We start from the raw sequence: 16,985 nt of genomic DNA, 5'->3' as shown, positions 1-16,985 counted from the left end.
TGGGACCAGAAACGCGGAAGGTCAGTGCTCGGCCCAGATGCCGCGCACGTGGCCGATGTGCTCGGCCATCAGGTGCCCGACGGCGGCTCCGTCGCCGCTCTTGAGCGCGTCCAGCAGCTGCAGGTGCTCCCTGGCCGAGTCGCCCAGCGTGCCGCGCTCCGACAGCTGCGACAGGCCGTAGAGCCTGGCCCTGTTGCGCAGGTCGCGCACCACCGAGACCAGGTGGGCGTTGCCGCACAGCGACAGCAGCTCCACGTGGAAGCGCAGGTCGGCGTCCACGTACGCGAGCAGGTCGCCCCGCTCGCTGGCCGAGACGATCTCCTCCGCGACGGGCCGCAGCCGCTCGAACTCCTCCGCCCGCGCGCTGTCGGCGAGCCTGGCCACCGTCGGCACCTCGATGAGCTGGCGGATCTCCGTCAGCTCGTCGAGGTCGCGGTCGGACAGCTCCGTGACGCGGAAGCCCTTGTTGCGCACGGCCTCGACCAGGCCCTCCTTGGCCAGGTCGAGCATCGCCTCGCGCACGGGCGTGGCCGAGACGCCGAACTGGGCGGCCAGCACCGGCGCGGAGTAGACCACCCCCGGCCGCATCTCGCCGGTGATCAGCGCGGCCCGCAACGCGTGCGCGACCTGCTCGCGCAGGCTCTGCCGCTCCCCCACCATCGGCAGGTCGAGCCGGTCCTCGGCAGCCATCGGCCCATCCCCTTCTCTGTCCGCTCTCATGTGCGCGCCTCGTAAGCGGCGGCCGCGACCACGAGGTCTTCCCACGCCATACCCGTGCTCTTGAACACGCGCGGTCCCGGACCGGCCCCTACCCTTCCGGCTATCAGGTCGGCGAGGTTACCGGCGAGATGATGAGAAGTGATCGTACCCTGGCGGATCGGGACGATGACGTCACCGGCCTCCTCCAGGGCGGACGCCCTCGACTCGACGACCACGGTGGCGCGGGCGACCAGGTCGCCGTCCAGCTCACGGGCGTCGGGCTCGTGCGAGCCGACCGCGACGACGGTGACGCCGTCGCGGGCGAGCTTACCGGGGAACAGGGGGTGCCTGGCGGTGGTGCAGCACGCGATCAGATCGGCCGCCGCCACGGCCTCCGCGACAGCTGCCGACTGCTCGGCCGTTCCCGCCTCCGGCTGCCCGGCCGGCAGGGCGCGAGCCGTCAGGCCCAGATCGCGGCAGCGGGCGGCCAGCGCCTCGGCGCGGCCCGGGTCGCGGGCGACGACCGTGACGTCCCGCACCGGCCGCACCTCCCGAAGCGCCAGCACGTGCCCGTACGCCTGCGGCCCGCTCCCGAACACCACCAGCCGCCGCGCATCCGGCTCGGCCAGGTGCCGGACGGCGAGCGCGGAGACGGCGGGCGTGCGCAGCGAGGTGAGCGCGATCCCGTCCATGGCCGCCAGCGGCGCCAGCGTCTCGCCGTCGAACAGCAGGTACGTGCCCTGGATCCGGGGCAGCCCCCGCGTCGCGTTCCCCGGCGCGATGGTGACCGCCTTGACCCCCGCGTACGAGCGCGTCGCGGCGGGCATGAGCAGCAGCTGCCCGGCGGGCAGGTCGACGATCGGCCGCCGCGGCGTCGCCTCCGGGTCGAGCCCGGCCCGCAGCGCCTCCTCCAGCACGGTCACGGCCCGGCCCATGGGAACCAGCCGCTCCACCGTGGCGGCGTCGAAGTAGGCGAGCCCGCTCGTCGCCCCGCTCATCGCAGCGTGAACCCGGCCGGGAACGGGTCGCCGGGGTCGAGCTCGAAGACGTGCCTCCCGGTCCGGTACGCCATGCCGTCGACCTCCACGATCACGCCCGCACCCGTCTCCTCCCGCACGCGGGCGGTGAACACGCCGCCCACGATGCCCTCGTGGACCAGCTCGGCGAGCCCGTCCTCGTCGTGCAGCAGCGCCATCCGCGCGGCGGTGCCCGAGCCGCACGGCGAGCGGTCCACCTCGCCGTCGGCGAACACCGTGACGTTGCGCTGCCGCCTGACCCCGCCCACGTCCGGCAGGTCGTCGTGGAAGATCACCCCGTACACGCCGGACAGCCGCTCGTCGGACGGGTGCCGGGCCGCCGGGTGCCCGGCCAGCTCCGCCTTGATCCGCCGGGCGTGCCCGACGAACGCGTTCACGTGCGCGGGCTCGACCGCCAGGCCGAGGTCCGCCGCGCGTACGGACGCGTAGACGGCGCCGCCGTAGGAGAGGTCGGCGCGCACGCCCGCGACCGGCACGTCCCTGGCCAGCACGAACGAGGGCACGTTGACGAACGTGACACCCTCGATCCGGCCTCCGGCCAGCCGCACCCGGGCCGTGACGCGTCCCGACGGCACGTCGATCACGACGTCCGTCACGCCGTCCGGGGCGGCCTCGACCAGCCCCTCGCGGACCGCGTGCACGCCCAGCGCGATCGTGCCGTGCCCGCAGGCGGTGGAGAAGCCGTCCTTGTGCCAGAACAGCGCGCCGAAGCGCGCCCCCGGGTCGTCCGGGGGCACGAGGAAGCAGCCGTACATGTCGGCGTGCCCGCGCGGCTCGTTGCACAGCAGCCGCCGCACGCCGTCGAGCTCGGCCATCGCGGTGGTGCGCCGGTCGAGCACGGTGGCGCCGGGGATGTCGGGCACGCCGCCCGTCACGACCCGGAACGGCTCCCCCGCCGTGTGGTAGTCGACGGTCGTCAGCATCAGAGCTCGAACCCGGCCGGGAACGGGTCGCGCGGGTCGAGGAAGTACTGGGCGGTCCCGGTGATCCAGGCGCGCCCGGTGATCGACGGCAGCACCGCCGGCCGCCCGCCCACCGTGCTCTCCTCCAGCAGCCGGCCGACGAAGTGGGTGCCGATGAACGACTCGTTCGTGAAGTCCTGGCCGAGCGGCAGCTCGCCCCTGGCGTGCAGCTGTGCCATGCGGGCGCTGGTGCCGGTGCCGCACGGCGAGCGGTCGAACCAGCCCGGATGGATGGCCATCGCGTGCCGCGAATGGCGGGCGTCGGAGCCGGGGGCCGCGAAGTAGACGTGGTGGCAGCCGCGGATGCGGGAGTCCTCCCGGTGCACGGGCTCGTCGGCGGCGTTGATGGCCTCCATGGTGGCCAGGCCGGCCGCGATGATCTCGTTCTTGGCCTTGCGGTCGAACGGCAGGCCGTAATGGTCGAGGTGCACGATGGCGTAGAAGTTGCCGCCGTACGCGAGGTCGTACGGGATCTCCCCGAACCCCGGCACGCTCACCTTCGCGTCCAGCCGGTCACAGTACGAGGGCACGTTGCGCAGCGTCACCGACATGGCCATGCCGTCCTCGACGGCCACGTCCACCTCGACGAGCCCGGCCGGCACCTCCAGCCGCACGGTCGTGACCGGCTCGACCACCTCCACCATGCCGGTCTCGACCAGCACCGTCGCCACGCCGATCGTGCCGTGCCCGCACATCGGCAGCAGCCCCGACACCTCGATGAACAGCACCCCGAAGTCGGCGTCCGGCCTCGTCGGCGGCTGCAGGATGGCGCCGCTCATGGCCGAGTGGCCGCGCGGCTCCGTCATGAGCAACGTGCGGATGTGGTCGAGGTGGTCGCGGAAGTAGACGCGCCGCTCCGCCATGCTCGCGCCGGGGATCACGCCGATGCCGCCCGTGATGACCCGGGTGGGCATGCCCTCGGTGTGGGAATCGACGGCGTGGAAAACGCGCTTGGTCCTCATCGCAGCCCTTCCGCCAGTGCCTTCTCGGTCGCCGCACGCACAATAGCCGCCTGCTCGCCGGTCAAGGGCTGCCTGGGCGGCCTGCACGCGCCTCCGTGGCGTCCCGCCACGTCCATGGACAGCTTGATCGCCTGAACGAACTCCGTCTTGGAGTCCCAGCGCAGCAGCGGATGCAGGGTCCGGTACAGCGGCAGCGCCGTCTCCAGGTCACCCGCCACCGCCGCCCGGTAGAGGGCCGCGTTGGAGGCCGGCAGCGCGTTCGGGTAGCCGGCGATCCAGCCCACCGCGCCGGCCACGGCCAGCTCCAGCAGCACGTCGTCGGAGCCGACCAGCAGGTCCAGCCCCGGTGCCAGCTCCGCCAGCTCGTACGCCCTGCGCACGTCGCCGCTGAACTCCTTGACCGCCACGATCAGCCCCTCCTCGTGCAGCATGGCCAGCAGCGCGGGAGTCAGGTCCACCTTCGTGTCATAGGGGTTGTTGTAGGCCACCACCGGCAGGCCCGCCTTGGCCACCTCGCGGTAGTGCTCCACGACGGCCCGCTCGTCGGCCCGGTAGGAGTTCGGCGGCAGCAGCAGCACCGAGCCGCAGCCCGCCTCGCGCGCCTGCTCCGCCCAGCGGCGCGACTCCGCGGCGCCGTACGCGCCCGCCCCCGCCATCACGTTCGCGCCGCCCACGGCCGCCACGGCCGTCTCGATCACCCTGGTGCGCTCCTGCGGGGTGAGCGTCTGGTACTCGCCGAGCGAGCCGTTCGGCACGACGCCGTCACAGCCGTTCGCGACCAGCCAGCGGCAGTGCTCCGCGTAGCCGTCGTAGTCGACCGACAGGTCCTCGCGCAGGGGCAGCGCGGTGGCGACCATGACGCCCTGCCAGGGCTTGCTGCGGTGATCCATGGGGATGTCCTCCAGGTGTGCGGGGGGTTCAGTGAGCGGGATGGTCGTCGGGGGCGCCGCCGCCGGCACCCCCTGAGGCGGGGGCACTGCCTGGGCCGCTGTCCGATGTCGGGGCGCTGTCGGGAACGGGTGCGCTGCCGGGAATGAGTGCGCCGTCGGGGGCCAGCGAGGCCAGGGCGCCGAGGGTGACGGGCTGGGCGATCGGGCGGCGAGGCGGCTGGGGGCGCTCCCCTGCCAGGCAGGACACGGCGTAACCGCAGATGCGGCCCTGGCACCAGCCCATGCCGGGGCGGGCCAGCAGCTTGACCGAGCGCGCGTCGGTGGCGCCGAGCGCCTGCGCCTCGCGTACCCGGGCCAGCGGCACCTCCTCGCACCTGCACACGAGCGTGTCGTCCCGCAGCCACCCCTGCCAGCCGGGCTTGACGGGGTACGCGCGCTGCAGCGCCTCCCCGAACGCCCGCCACCGCTCCCGCCTGCGCGCGAACACCGGCGGTACGACCGCCACCGCCTCTCCCCCGCCCACGTCGACACGGGCCGCACGCGCACCGCCCACGTCGGCGCCGGTCGAGGGTGCGTCACCCACGTCAGGGCTCGTCGCCGGCGCCCCATTCGCGTTGGCGCCGGCCGCGGGCGCGCCGCTCGGCTGGGCACCGGCGGTGGGGAGGGCGCCGGTGCTTCCGGAGGTGCCGGCGGTGCTTGAGGCGCCGGTAGTGCCGGGGGCGCTAGCAGTGCCGGCGATTCCGAAGGTGCCCGCGATTCCGGAGGTGCCGGCGGTGCGGGAGGTGCGGGCGTCGGCGATGATGGCGCGGCCGGCGAGGCGGCCCTCCAGTTCGGCCAGGCGCCAGCCGCCGACGCCGACGGGCTCGCCCGCCGCCCACACCCCCGGCACGGTGGTGCGCAGGGTGGTGTCCACGGTCAGCACGGGGCTGCCGTCCACGTCGTGGCGGGTCTGGCAGCCGAGCTGGGTGCCCAGCTCGATCTGCGGCACGAAGCCGTACCCCACGGCCAGGGTGTCGCACTCGACGACATGCGTGGCCGTCACGTTCCAGTCCCGGTCGAGGCGGGCGACGGTGACGGCCTCCACCTCGTGTTCCCCGTGGGCGGCGACCACCGCCTGGCGCGTCCGGTACGGGACCCGGTGCCGGGCCAGCGCCGCCGCGTACCCTGCCGCCTCTCCGGCCTTGCCCAGGGCCAGCAGCGGATGCCGGGCCAGCCCGAGGCCGCCGTTCGCCTCGTACACGCCGAGCACCCGCGCCCCCGCCCCGGCCAGCCCAGAGGCGACGGGCAGCAGGAACGGCCCGGTGCCGGACACGACGATCCGCCGCCCGGCGACGACCCCGCCGCCCTTGAGCAGCGCCTGCGCGCCGCCGGCGGTGAGCACCCCGGGCAGGTCCCACCCGGGGAACGGCAGCGGCCGGTCGTGCGCGCCGGTCGCGATCAGCAACCGCCGCGCCCGCAGCACCACCGCCCGCTCCTCCCGGGACGTCCCGGCCGCGTTCCGGGTGGTGCAGTGGACCAGGAGGTCGCCGTCCGGCTCGCGGGACGCGGCCCACACCTGGTGCCGCAGCAGCACGTCGGCGCGCGCGCCGAGGGCCCGCGCCTGCCGCAGGAACCGGTCGAGCCCCGCCGCCCGCCCGGGTACGGCGGGGTGGCGGAAGTACTGGCCGCCGAGCCGCGGCCCGGAGTCCACGCGGGCCACCCGCAGCCCGGCCAGCGCCGCCGTGAGCGCGCCCGCCACGCCGGCGGGCCCGCCGCCCACCACCACAAGATCGTAAGGCGCGGTGTCGTGGGGCCCGCTGTCGCGAGGCATGGCTCCGGACGTCATGCCGTGCTCACCTCGTCCCCAGGCTCGGCCTCCAGGAGGCACGCCCGCTCGGGCGGCCGCCCGTTGACGGAGATCAGGCAGTCGAAGCAGACCCCGATGCCGCAGAACAGCCCGCGCGGCCGCCCGCCGAAGCGGGTGGTGCGCCACGACCGGACCCCGGCGGCGTGCAGGGCCGCGCCGATCGTCTGGCCGGGCACGACCGGCACGGGCCGGCCGTCGACGGTGATGTGGAAGGTCATGCGGCCTCCTCGGCGGCGGGGAAGCGGTCGGGGCGGAAGGGGTGCAGGTCGAGGTCGGGCCGCTCGCCGGCGAGGAGCTGGGCGAGCAGGTGCCCGGTGGCGGGGGCGAGCCCGATGCCGGCCCCTTCGTGGCCGCACGCGTGGTAGAGGCCCGGCACGCGCGGGTCGGCGCCGATGACGGGCAGGTGGTCGGGGCAGTACGGCCGGAACCCGCAGTAGGACCGGATGGCCCGCACCTCGCGCAGAGCGGGGAAGAGCGCGACCGCCTGCTCGGCCAGCCGTGCCAGCACCGGCACGGACGTCGTCCGGTCGAACCCGACACGTTCCCTGCTGGCCCCGATGAGCACGGTCCCGGCGGGGGTGCCCTCGACGACGGCGGAGGTCTCCAGGCCGGCGGAGTCGCTGGCCACGTTGGTGACGTAGGCGGCGGTGTAGACCTTGTGCCGGATGAGCGGCTCGCGCAGGGGCTCGGTGACGAGGATGAAGCCGCGTCTGGGCAGCACCGGCAGGTGGGCGCCGGCCAGGGCGGCGACCTCGCCGCCCCAGGTGCCGGCCGCGTTGACGACGGCGTCGCCGAGCACGTCGCCTTGCGTGGTGCGCACGCCCGTCACCCGGTCCCCTGAGCGCAGGAAGCCGGTGACGGTGGCGCCGAGCCGCAGCCGCAGCGTGCCGTGGCCGAAGCTGTCGGCGCCGTGCCGCAGCAGGGTGGCGGCGGCGAGCATGGGCTGCACCTGGGCGTCCTGCGGGTAGTACACGCCGCCGGCCAGGCCCTCGGCGAGGTGCGGCTCGAAGGAGCGCAGCTCCTGGGCCGGGACGAGGGTGTGCTCGACGCCCTGCTTGCCGGCCAGCTCGGTGAGCTGCCGCTGCACCTCTTCGGTCTCGGCTACGACGAGCCCGCCCTTGGGCTCGAACTCGAACCCGCCGAGCCCGGCCAGCGAGCGCCACAGCCGGTTGGACAGCACGGCCAGCTCCAGCTCGGGCCCCGGCTCCTTGTCGGAGACCAGGACGTTGCCCTCGCCCGAGCCCGTCGTGCCGCCGGCCACGGGCCCCTGGTCGATCACGGTCACGTCGAGGCCGGCCCGCGCGGCGTAGTAGGCGCAGGCCGCCCCCACCACTCCCGCGCCGACGACGATCACGTCGGACATCACCACCTCCCGCCAGTAATATGTCACATACCTTGCGGGCTTGAGAAGCCCGGGGCAGGACAAGCCGGTTCCCGGTGGCGGGACCGGCCACAGCGGCCCCTACCATCGATGACGTGAAGCTACCCACCGACACCTCCAACCCCGCCGTGCGGTTCATCCGGTCCTTCTGGGCGCCGACCACGCGCTCGATGCGCGGCTGGGCGTTGGCGTCCGTGGTGGTCAACGCGGGCATCACGGTCACCGGCGCGGGCGTGCGCGTCACCGCGTCCGGGCTGGGCTGCCCGACCTGGCCGAGGTGCACGCCCGACAGCTTCATCCCGGTCGCGCACCCCGAGGTCTCGCCGCTCAACATGGCGGTCGAGTTCGGCAACCGGCTGCTGACGTTCCTGGTGCTGGCGGTGGGCATCGCCTGCTGGCTGGCCGCCGTGCGGACGCGGCCGCGCCGCGCCTCGCTGGTGCGCCTGGCCTGGCTGCAGCCGATCGGCATCATCGCGCAGGCCCTGTGGGGCGGGCTGGTGGTCAACACCATGCTCAACCCGTTCACCGTCGGCATGCACTACCTGATCTCCAGCGGCCTGATCGCGGCCTGCTGGATGTTGTACGCCCGCGCCGGCGAGGGCGACGGCCCGGCCCGGCTGATCACGCACCGCGACGTCCGCAGGCTCGGGCACGCGCTGCTGGCGGCCGTGTTCGCGCTGCTGGTGATCGGTGTCGGCGTCAGCGGCACCGGGCCGCACTCGGGCGACGAGATGGCCTCGCGCTTCGACCTCGACATCGAGGCGGTGGCCCGGCTGCACGCCGACATCGCCTACGTCGTGGTCGGGCTGACGTTCGCGCTGCTGTTCGCCCTGCACGTGACCAGGGCGCCGGGCGCGGCCAGGCGGGCGGCGCTGGCCCTGCTCGGCGTGGAGCTGCTGCAGGGCGCGATCGGCTACACGCAGTGGTTCCTGGCCGTGCCGGCGGCGCTGGTGCTGCTGCACGTGCTCGGCTCGACGCTGGTGTGGATCGCCGCGCTGCGCGTCACCACCTCGCTGCGGTCCCGCGACCCCGAGCCTTCTTCCGTCAGCCCCTCCCCCACCGAAGCGGCCGCCGTCGTCTGAGCGGATATGCCAGGGTATGTGGTGTCGTGTCCGCCACTCCCCGGCCCGGAAGGGGTGTGCTTTGTGGGGAAAAGTCCACCTCTCGCGTAAGACGCTGCGCCGCACGTACCAAGGGCTGGTGCTGACCAGCGTGCTCGCGCTGGCGCCCATGACGTGGGCCTGGCTCGGCAGCTCGGGGCACCGGGCGCTCGCCGAGGACGCGGGCTGGGTGCGGCGGATGCCGCAGACCGAGGCCGCGCTCGTGCTCGGCGCCGGCCTGTACGCCGGGCGCCCCTCCCCGATGCTGGCCCGCAGGCTCGACATCGCCGCCGAGCTGTACCGGGCGGGCAAGGTGAAGGCGCTGCTGCTGTCGGGCGACAACAGCCGCCGCGAGTACGACGAGCCCACCGCCATGCGCGACTACCTGCGCGCCAAGGGCGTGCCCGACGCCGTAATGGTGCTCGACTACGCCGGCTTCGACACGTGGGACTCGTGCGTGCGGGCCCGCCAGGTGTTCGGGGCGCGGCGGGTGACGGTGGTCACCCAGGACTTCCACATCCCCAGGGCCGTCACGCTGTGCAGGACGGCGGGGCTGGAGGCGTTCGGGGCGGGCGACGACTCGGCCAGGCGCTGGGCCGTGACCACGTACGCGAGCGCCGCCCGCGAGCTGCTCGCCACCGCCAAGGCCTTCGCCGACGCGATGATCCTGCACTCCGAGCCGGTCTTCCCCGGCCCGCGCGAGGTCTCCCTGCAACGCGTGCTGAATCAGCCGGGAGCGCCGGGCGCGTAACCCGGCGGCGGCGAGCCCCTGGCCACCGAGCGGGCGTGCACCTCCGGCACCGGGAAGTCGGCGCGGGCGGTGCTCATGCACTCCAGCAGCGCCCGCTGCTCCTCGTGGAAGGTGTGCTCGTCGACCATGTGCCGGGCCGCCCGCTCGTGCAGCAGGCCCAGCTCGGTGGCGGCGAGCTGGTAGTCGCGCATGGCCCGCAGCCCCGGCTTGCCGCCGTGGGCGCGGGCCCACTGCCGGGCCTGCCGCCGCCGGGAGAAGGCCGAGAGCATGTAGATGTCGGCCTGGGTGACCAGCTTGGTCGGCTCGTACGCCGGCAGGTAGCGCTGGATGAGCGCCACGATCCGGCGCCGGTCGCGGAACACCACGCCGATCAGCACCACCAGCACGACCAGCAGCGCCAGGTAGGCGACCACGAGCCCGGGGAACCCGCCGTAGGAGGCCAGGCCGTTCCACAGCCCGTGCAGGATCATCGCGGCCGTCCAGCCGGCCAGCACGTACGTGCTGCGCTCGGGCCCCTGGCGCTGCGCCGCGTACGCGACGGCGACCCCGATCATGGAGCTGAACAGGGGGTGCGCCAGCGGCGACAGGATGCCGCGCAGCACCACCGTGACGGCCAGGCCTTTGACGCCGGAGGTGGACAGGGCGCCGAGGTAGTAGCTGACGTTCTCGCTCATGGCGAAGCCGAGGCCGACCATGCTGGCGTAGATGACGCCGTCGGTGGGCCCGTCGAGCTCGGCCCGGCGGAACCTGAGCAGGCCCAGCAGCACCAGGCCCTTCATCGTCTCCTCCACCACGGGCGCGCCGAAGGTGGCCGCGAGGTTGCGGGCGCTGGCCTCCGACAGCTTGGCGGTGTCGATGATGTAGTGCAGGTTGAGGGAGTTGATCACGCCGGCCACGAGCACCGCGATGCCGGCGCCCCAGGCGAAGGCGAAGATGAGGTTGCTGCGCGGCTCGGGCTCCATGCGGTCGAGCGCCAGCACGGCCGCCAGCAGCAGCGGCACCGGGGCCAGCGCCAGCATGAGGGCGATGAAGAACTGCACCGGCGCGCCGTTGAAGACGTCGAAGGAGAACGAGACCAGGGCGCAGATGCCGGTGAGGACCAGCCCGATGATCAACGCGAACGACGGGCGGTCCTTCAACACCCAGCGTGGATCACGGGTCGCCATAGGGTGACTTTAACGGATCAGAGTGCCGGGGGCCGTGCGGACCTGCGGCGTCGGATAGCCACTCGTCAACGTCCAGACATGAGGCCGGGGGCGGGGAGCCCGGCCGGGCCCCCACCGTGGGTCAGGCGAGCAGCGGGTCGATCGCCACCGCGAGGAACAGCAGCGCCAGGTAGGCGTTGGACCAGTGGAAGAACCGCATCGGCCGCAGGTCGACGCCGCTCTTGCCGGAGTTCAGCCGCCCGAGCAGGCGGTGCGCCTCGACCAGGCACATCACGCCCAGCACGGCCGCCACGATCGGGTAGAACAGCGTGGTGCCGGCCACCGGCCACAGCGCCAGCGAGCACAGCACGGTGGCCCACGTGTAGATGATCGACTCGACGATGACCCGCCGCTCGGTGGCGACCACGGGCAGCATCGGCACCTTGGCCACCGCGTAGTCCTCCTTGTAGCGCATGGCCAGCGTCCAGGTGTGCGGCGGCGTCCAGAAGAACACCACCCCGAACAGCACCAGCGGCGCCCAGTCGAGCCGCTCGGTGATGCCGGCCCACCCGATCATGACCGGCATGCAGCCCGCGATGCCGCCCCACACGATGTTCTGGGCGGTGCGCCGCTTGAGCACCAGCGAGTAGACCAGGACGTAGAACAGGATGGCGCCGAGCGACAGCATCGAGGCCAGCCAGTTGGTGGTCACCCACAGGCCCACCGTGGAGACGACGCCCAGCACGAGCCCGAAGACGAGCGCGGCGCGCGGCGAGACCTGGTGCCGGGCCAAAGGCCGGCGGCGGGTGCGGCGCATCTTCTGGTCGATGTCGCGGTCTATGTAGCAGTTGAGCGCGTTGGCGCTTCCTGCCGATAGGGTGCCGAACACCATGACCCAGATCGACTCCCACAGCGGCGGCAGGCCGCCCGCTGCGAGGAACATCACCGGCAGTGTCGTGATCAGCAGCAGCTCGATGACCCGCGGCTTGGTGAGCGCGATGTAGGCCTTGACGATCATGCCGATCGAGCGCGGCGCCTTCACCTGCTGTGATGGGGCCGTCGCCTGCCTGTTGGTCAGCACCGTCAAGGCGCTTCCAGCCTGTCGGAAGTCAACGCGTAACCTCTGATAAGAGCGGATCCATGGGCGGGCGCCGGTGACGCCCCTGCGAACAAACAAACTGTAGTCGCAGGGGAGGCCGGTCCGGCCAATGGGGGGCTTTGCGCCGTGCATGGACACACGAGGGTGTAATGGGAATCGATCACCGGCACCCCTCGGTTATGGTCCGGTGTATGGCGCGGGCAGCGCAACCTGCGGCAGGCCGCCGCCCGCGGCCGGCCCGGGCGGGACAGCCGTATCCAATGACAACTAGATTCCGGAGATCGAGCACTTGAGCACCGAACTCGTGCCAGCCCTTGAATGGACCGACCTCGACAAGAAGGCGGTCGACGTCGTTCGAGCCCTGGCCATGGACGCCGTGGAGAAGGCGGGCTCGGGTCACCCCGGCACCGCCATGAGTCTGGCCCCCGCCGCATACCTGCTGTTCCAGCGTGTGATGCGCCATGACCCGACCGACCCCAACTGGCTCGGACGCGACCGTTTCGTGCTGTCGTGCGGCCACAGCAGCCTGACGCTCTACATCCAGCTCTACCTGTCGGGCTACGGCCTGACGCTGGACGACCTGAAGCGGCTGCGCCAGTGGGACAGCCTGACGCCGGGCCACCCCGAGCACGGCCACACCGCGGGCGTGGAGACCACCACCGGCCCGCTGGGCCAGGGCATCGCCAACGCGGTCGGCATGGCCATGGCCGCCCGCCGCGAGCGCGGCCTGTTCGACCCCGAGGCCGAGCCGGGCACCTCGCCGTTCGACCACAACATCTGGTGCTTCGTCAGCGACGGCGACATCGAGGAGGGCATCAGCCACGAGGCCAGCTCCCTCGCCGGCCACCAGAAGCTGGGCAACCTCGTCGTCGTCTACGACGACAACCACATCTCCATCGAGGACGACACGCAGATCGCCCTGTCGGAGGACGTCGTCAAGCGCTACGAGGCCTACGGCTGGCACACGCAGAGCGTCGACTGGACCGCCTCCGGCGAGTACGTCGAGGACGTCCAGGCCCTCTACGACGCCCTCCAGGCCGCCAGGGCGGAGACCGACCGGCCGTCGTTCATCCGGCTGCGCACGATCATCGGCTACCCCGCCCCCAACAAGCAGAACACCGGCAAGATCCACGGCTCCGCCCTGGGCGAGGCCGAGGTGGCCGCCACCAAGGAAGTGCTGGGCATGGACCCGGCCAAGTCGTTCGACGTGCCGGCCGAGGTGCTGGAGCACGCCCGGGGCGTCGCCCAGCGCGGCCGCGCCGAGCACGCCGAGTGGGAGAAGACCTACGCCGAGTGGCGGCTGGCCAACGCCGAGCGCGCCGCCGAGCTCGACCGCATCTCCCGCCGCGAGCTGCCGGCCGGCTGGGCCACCGCGCTGCCGTCGTTCGAGAAGGGCGCCTCCGTCGCCACCCGCAAGGCGTCCGGCGAGGTGCTCAACGCACTGGCGCCGGTGCTGCCCGAGCTGTGGGGCGGCTCGGCCGACCTGGCCGAGTCCAACCTCACCACGATGAAGGGCGAGCCGTCCTTCATCCCCGAGGAGTTCCAGACGAAGGACTTCAAGGGCAACCGCTACGGCCGCACGCTGCACTTCGGCATCCGCGAGCACGCCATGGGCGCCATTCTCAACGGCATCGCGCTGCACGGCGGCACCCGCCCCTACGGCGGCACGTTCCTGGTCTTCTCCGACTACATGCGCCCCGCCGTGCGCCTGGCCGCGCTGATGAAGCTGCCGGTCACGTACGTGTGGACGCACGACTCCATCGGCCTCGGCGAGGACGGCCCCACCCACCAGCCGATCGAGCACCTGTGGGCGCTGCGCGCGATCCCCGGCCTCGACGTGGTGCGCCCGGCCGACGCCAACGAGACGGCGTACGCGTGGAAGGCCGTGCTGGAGCACACCGACCGCCCCGCCGCGCTCGCGCTGACCAGGCAGAACCTGCCGGTCGTCGAGGGCACCAGCGCCGAGGGCGTGGCCCGCGGCGGCTACGTGCTGCGCGAGGCGTCCGACGGCCAGCCGAGGGTCATCCTCATCGCCACCGGCAGCGAGGTCGAGATCGCGCTGAACGGGCAGGAGCTGCTGGAGGCGCAGGGCATCCCCACGCGAGTGGTGTCGATGCCGTGTGTCGAGTGGTTCAACGGGCAGGACTCCGCATACAGGCAGACGGTTCTGCCTTCGTCGATCCGGGCTCGGGTGGCGGTCGAGGCGGGCATCGCGCTCGGCTGGCACGAGTACGTCGGCGAGTGCGGCGAGGTGGTCAGCCTCGAACACTTCGGTGCTTCTGCCCCGTACAAGACTTTGTACGAGCAGTTCGGGCTGACGGCTGAGCGCGTCGCGGCGGCGGCCAAGGCGAGCCTGGCCAAGCTGGGTCAGGACAAGGGCGAGACGACGGGAAACTGAAGAAGAGATGAGCGAGATCCTCAACAAGCTGTCCGGCCAGGGCGTTGCCATCTGGCTCGACGACATCAGCCGTGAGCGCCTGCGCACCGGCAACCTCGAGCAGCTGATCCGCGAGAAGAACGTCGTCGGGGTGACCTCCAACCCGACGATCTTCGCCAACGCCCTCAGCAAGGGCGACGCCTACGACAGCCAGCTCCACGACCTGGCCGTGCGCGGCGTCGAGGTGGGCGAGGCGGTACGCGCGATCACCACGTACGACATCCGCTGGGCCGCCGACGTGCTGCGCCCGGTCTACGACGCCAGCGGCGGCGTGGACGGCCGCGTGTCGCTGGAGGTGGACCCGCGCCTGGCCCGCGACAGCGAGAAGACGATCGCCGAGGCCCGCGCGCTGTGGTGGCTGGTCGACCGGCCCAACCTGATGATCAAGATCCCGGCCACGGTCGAGGGCCTGCCCGCGATCACGCAGGCGCTGTCGGAGGGCATCAGCGTCAACGTCACGCTGATCTTCTCCCTGGAGCGCTACCGCGCGGTCATGGACGCCTGGCTGGCCGGCCTGGAGGCCGCGCAGGCCAAGGGCCTCAACCTCGCCACGATCGAGTCGGTGGCCTCGTTCTTCGTCAGCCGCGTCGACACCGAGATCGACAAGCGCCTCGACAAGCTCGGCAAGCCGGAGCTGAAGGGCAAGGCGGGCATCGCCAACGCGCGCCTGGCGTACGCGGCGTTCGAGGAGGTCATGAACTCCGAGCGCTGGCAGCGCCTGCGCGGCGCCGGCGCCCGCCCGCAGCGCCCGCTGTGGGCCTCGACCGGCGTCAAGAACCCCGAGTACTCCGACACCATGTACGTCGACCAGCTCGTCGCCCCCGGCACCGTCAACACGATGCCGGAGAAGACGCTCGACGCCACGGCCGACCACGCCAACGTCACCGGCGACACCGTCCGCCCGTTCTACGAGCAGGCCTGGAACACCATGGCCGCGCTCAAGGACGCCGGCGTCGACTACGACGACGTGGTGAAGGTCCTTGAGGACGAGGGCGTGGAGAAGTTCGAGGCGTCCTGGAACGAGCTGCTCGAGAGCGTCACCAAGAACCTGGTTCCGTGATGGAGATCTCCTACCGCGAGGAGGGGGTGGCTTCGGCCGCCTCCTCCGTCGCGGGGCGCCTCGTCGCCGACGGCGTGCCCGCGCGGCTCGCCGCCGGCGACCCCACGGTGTGGGGTGAGGACGCCGAAGCGGAGGCGGCGCCCGGCCGGCCCGGCCGGCTGACGTCGCTCCGCTCCTCCCGCGAGCTGCTGCCCGCCCTGGGCGAGCTCGCGGCGAGGGCCCGTGCCGAGGGCCGCACGAACGTGGTCCTGGCCGGGACGGGCGGCTCGTCGGCGGCGGCGGAGGTCATCTGCGCCACCGGCGACGTGCCGCTCACCGTGCTCGACACGACCGACCCCGGGCAGGTCCGCCGCGCGCTGACCGAGAGCCTGGAGTCCACGGTCGTGGTCGTGGCCGACCAGGGCGGTCCGGCCGTGGAGACCGACGCCCAGCTGCGCGTCTACGAGCGGCTGTTCGCCGACGCGGGCCTCGACCCCGCGGGGCGCGTCGTGGTCGTCACCGAACCGGGCTCGCCGCTGGCGCGGCGGGCCGCCGACGGCGGCTTCGCGCTGGTGCCCGCGCCCGCCGGCGCCGGCCTGCCCCACTCGGGGCTGTCGGCGTTCGCGCTGGTGCCGGCCGCGCTGGCGGGCGCCGACGTGGCGCGGCTGCTCGACGACGCCGGCGAAGTGCTGCCGCTGCTGTCGCTCGACAGCGGCAACCCGGGCCTCGACCTGGGTGCGGCGCTCGGCGGCGCGGCGCTGGCCGGCCGCGACAAGCTGGTCCTGGAGGACCAGCTCTCACCCATCTTCGGGCTGCCCGACTGGATCGAGCAGCTCGTCGCCGAGTCGACCGGCAAGCAGGGCAGGGGCATCCTGCCGGTCGTCGGCGCCGACCCCAACAGGACCGGTGACGAGCTCGTCGTCGCCATCGAGTCCGACGTCTGCGACGTGCGCGTGGACGGGCCGCTGGGCGCGCAGTTCCTGGTGTGGGAGTACGCCGCCGCCGTCGCCGCGCTGCTGCTCGAGGTCGACCCGCTCGACCGGCCGAACGCGGCCGAGCCGGGCGACGACACCGCCGCCCTGCTGGCCCTGCCCGACCTGCCGGCCGGCGCGCCCGCCTTCGTGGACGGCCCGGTCGAGGTCTACGGCGCGCCGACGGCCAAGGACCTGCCGGGGCTGTTCGCCGAGCTGCTGCACGCGATCCCCGGCGACGGCTACCTGGCGATCATGGCTTATCTCGACCGGCTGGCCGCCTTCGACGCCCCGGTCCCCGACGGGGCCGACTTCGAGCAGATGACCGACGCGTGGATGATGGCCGATCCGCTGACGTTGCGGACGCTGCTCGCGCTGCGCACCGACCGGCCGGTGACGTTCGGATGGGGGCCGCGCTTCCTGCACCGCACCGGGCAGTACCACAAGGGCGGGCCACAAAACGGCGTGTTCCTGCAGATCACGGGGGCGGTGACGGAAGACGTCGCCGTGCCCGGCAGGCCGTACACTCTGGGCCGGCTCCAGCTCGCCCAGGCGCTGGGGGACCTGGGGGCGCTGGAGACCCGCGGGCGACCGGCCGTACGCCTGCATTTGACCGACCGCGCGGCGGGTGTCGCGCGCTTGCTCGAGGCCGCACAGGAGGCTTGA

Annotated in this window: 15 protein-coding genes; 5 read left to right on the top strand and 10 right to left on the bottom strand. The window is 73.1% G+C overall.

The features are described from left to right. Positions 1-21 precede the first annotated feature (21 nt). From HCN51_RS17540 to HCN51_RS17505, 8 genes are read right to left on the bottom strand one after another with little or no spacing between them, the layout of a single operon-like run. On the bottom strand, positions 22-690 hold the full coding sequence (locus tag HCN51_RS17540) for a GntR family transcriptional regulator (protein WP_168010657.1): 669 nt from the start codon (positions 688-690) through the stop codon (positions 22-24). Positions 691-716: 26 nt separating this feature from the next. Beyond that, positions 717-1,697, bottom strand: coding sequence for an ornithine cyclodeaminase family protein (locus tag HCN51_RS17535; RefSeq protein ID WP_168010656.1), 981 nt, complete (start codon positions 1,695-1,697; stop codon positions 717-719). Continuing rightward, positions 1,694-2,659 (bottom strand): proline racemase family protein, encoded by a 966-nt coding sequence (locus tag HCN51_RS17530; RefSeq protein ID WP_168010655.1) that lies wholly within the window; start codon positions 2,657-2,659, stop codon positions 1,694-1,696. The genes HCN51_RS17535 and HCN51_RS17530 overlap by 4 nt, the downstream gene beginning before the upstream one ends. Next, on the bottom strand, positions 2,659-3,660 hold the full coding sequence (locus tag HCN51_RS17525) for a proline racemase family protein (protein WP_168010654.1): 1,002 nt from the start codon (positions 3,658-3,660) through the stop codon (positions 2,659-2,661). The genes HCN51_RS17530 and HCN51_RS17525 overlap by 1 nt, the downstream gene beginning before the upstream one ends. Beyond that, on the bottom strand, positions 3,657-4,550 hold the full coding sequence (locus HCN51_RS17520; RefSeq protein ID WP_168010653.1) for a dihydrodipicolinate synthase family protein: 894 nt from the start codon (positions 4,548-4,550) through the stop codon (positions 3,657-3,659). The genes HCN51_RS17525 and HCN51_RS17520 overlap by 4 nt, the downstream gene beginning before the upstream one ends. A 28-nt stretch (positions 4,551-4,578) precedes the next feature. Beyond that, on the bottom strand, positions 4,579-6,375 hold the full coding sequence (locus HCN51_RS59460; protein WP_168010652.1) for an FAD-dependent oxidoreductase: 1,797 nt from the start codon (positions 6,373-6,375) through the stop codon (positions 4,579-4,581). Then, positions 6,372-6,614, bottom strand: a complete 243-nt coding sequence (locus HCN51_RS17510) for a (2Fe-2S)-binding protein (protein WP_080037091.1) — start codon at positions 6,612-6,614, stop codon at positions 6,372-6,374. Before HCN51_RS17510 ends, HCN51_RS59460 begins: the two co-directional genes overlap by 4 nt. Next, entirely contained in the window at positions 6,611-7,765 is a 1,155-nt protein-coding gene (locus HCN51_RS17505; protein ID WP_346433700.1) for an NAD(P)/FAD-dependent oxidoreductase, read from the bottom strand. The genes HCN51_RS17510 and HCN51_RS17505 overlap by 4 nt, the downstream gene beginning before the upstream one ends. A gap of 107 nt (positions 7,766-7,872) precedes the next feature. On the opposite strand from HCN51_RS17505, the gene HCN51_RS17500 reads away from it, so the two are divergent. Then, on the top strand, positions 7,873-8,859 hold the full coding sequence (locus HCN51_RS17500; protein ID WP_346433687.1) for a COX15/CtaA family protein: 987 nt from the start codon (positions 7,873-7,875) through the stop codon (positions 8,857-8,859). Between the two features lie 61 nt (positions 8,860-8,920). Beyond that, positions 8,921-9,628 (top strand): SanA/YdcF family protein, encoded by a 708-nt coding sequence (locus HCN51_RS17495; protein ID WP_240972952.1) that lies wholly within the window; start codon positions 8,921-8,923, stop codon positions 9,626-9,628. Here the strand turns inward: HCN51_RS17495 and HCN51_RS17490 are convergent. After that, positions 9,604-10,794: a PrsW family intramembrane metalloprotease gene (locus HCN51_RS17490; protein ID WP_080037088.1), complete on the bottom strand. Its 1,191-nt coding sequence runs from the start codon at positions 10,792-10,794 to the stop codon at positions 9,604-9,606. The two genes, HCN51_RS17495 and HCN51_RS17490, sit on opposite strands and share 25 nt — an antisense overlap. A 121-nt stretch (positions 10,795-10,915) precedes the next feature. Continuing rightward, positions 10,916-11,860 carry a heme o synthase gene (locus HCN51_RS17485; RefSeq protein WP_168010650.1) on the bottom strand — a complete coding sequence of 315 codons (945 nt, stop codon included), beginning with the start codon at positions 11,858-11,860 and terminating at the stop codon, positions 10,916-10,918. A gap of 379 nt (positions 11,861-12,239) precedes the next feature. Between HCN51_RS17485 and tkt the strand changes: the two genes are divergently transcribed. From tkt to HCN51_RS58105, 3 genes are read left to right on the top strand one after another with little or no spacing between them, the layout of a single operon-like run. Next, complete coding sequence (gene tkt, locus HCN51_RS17480; protein ID WP_240972964.1) at positions 12,240-14,270, top strand: transketolase; 2,031 nt, start codon at positions 12,240-12,242, stop codon at positions 14,268-14,270. Positions 14,271-14,277: 7 nt separating this feature from the next. Further along, positions 14,278-15,369 carry a transaldolase gene (gene tal / locus HCN51_RS17475; protein ID WP_168010648.1) on the top strand — a complete coding sequence of 364 codons (1,092 nt, stop codon included), beginning with the start codon at positions 14,278-14,280 and terminating at the stop codon, positions 15,367-15,369. Further along, a complete protein-coding gene (locus tag HCN51_RS58105; protein ID WP_206067155.1) occupies positions 15,369-16,985 on the top strand; it encodes a glucose-6-phosphate isomerase in 1,617 nt (538 codons plus the stop codon). The genes tal and HCN51_RS58105 overlap by 1 nt, the downstream gene beginning before the upstream one ends.

It is taken from the genome of Nonomuraea composti (assembly GCF_012034275.1).
Taxonomy (GTDB): Bacteria; Actinomycetota; Actinomycetes; order Streptosporangiales; family Streptosporangiaceae; genus Nonomuraea; species Nonomuraea composti.
This window is presented reverse-complemented; position numbering and strand designations above follow the sequence as displayed.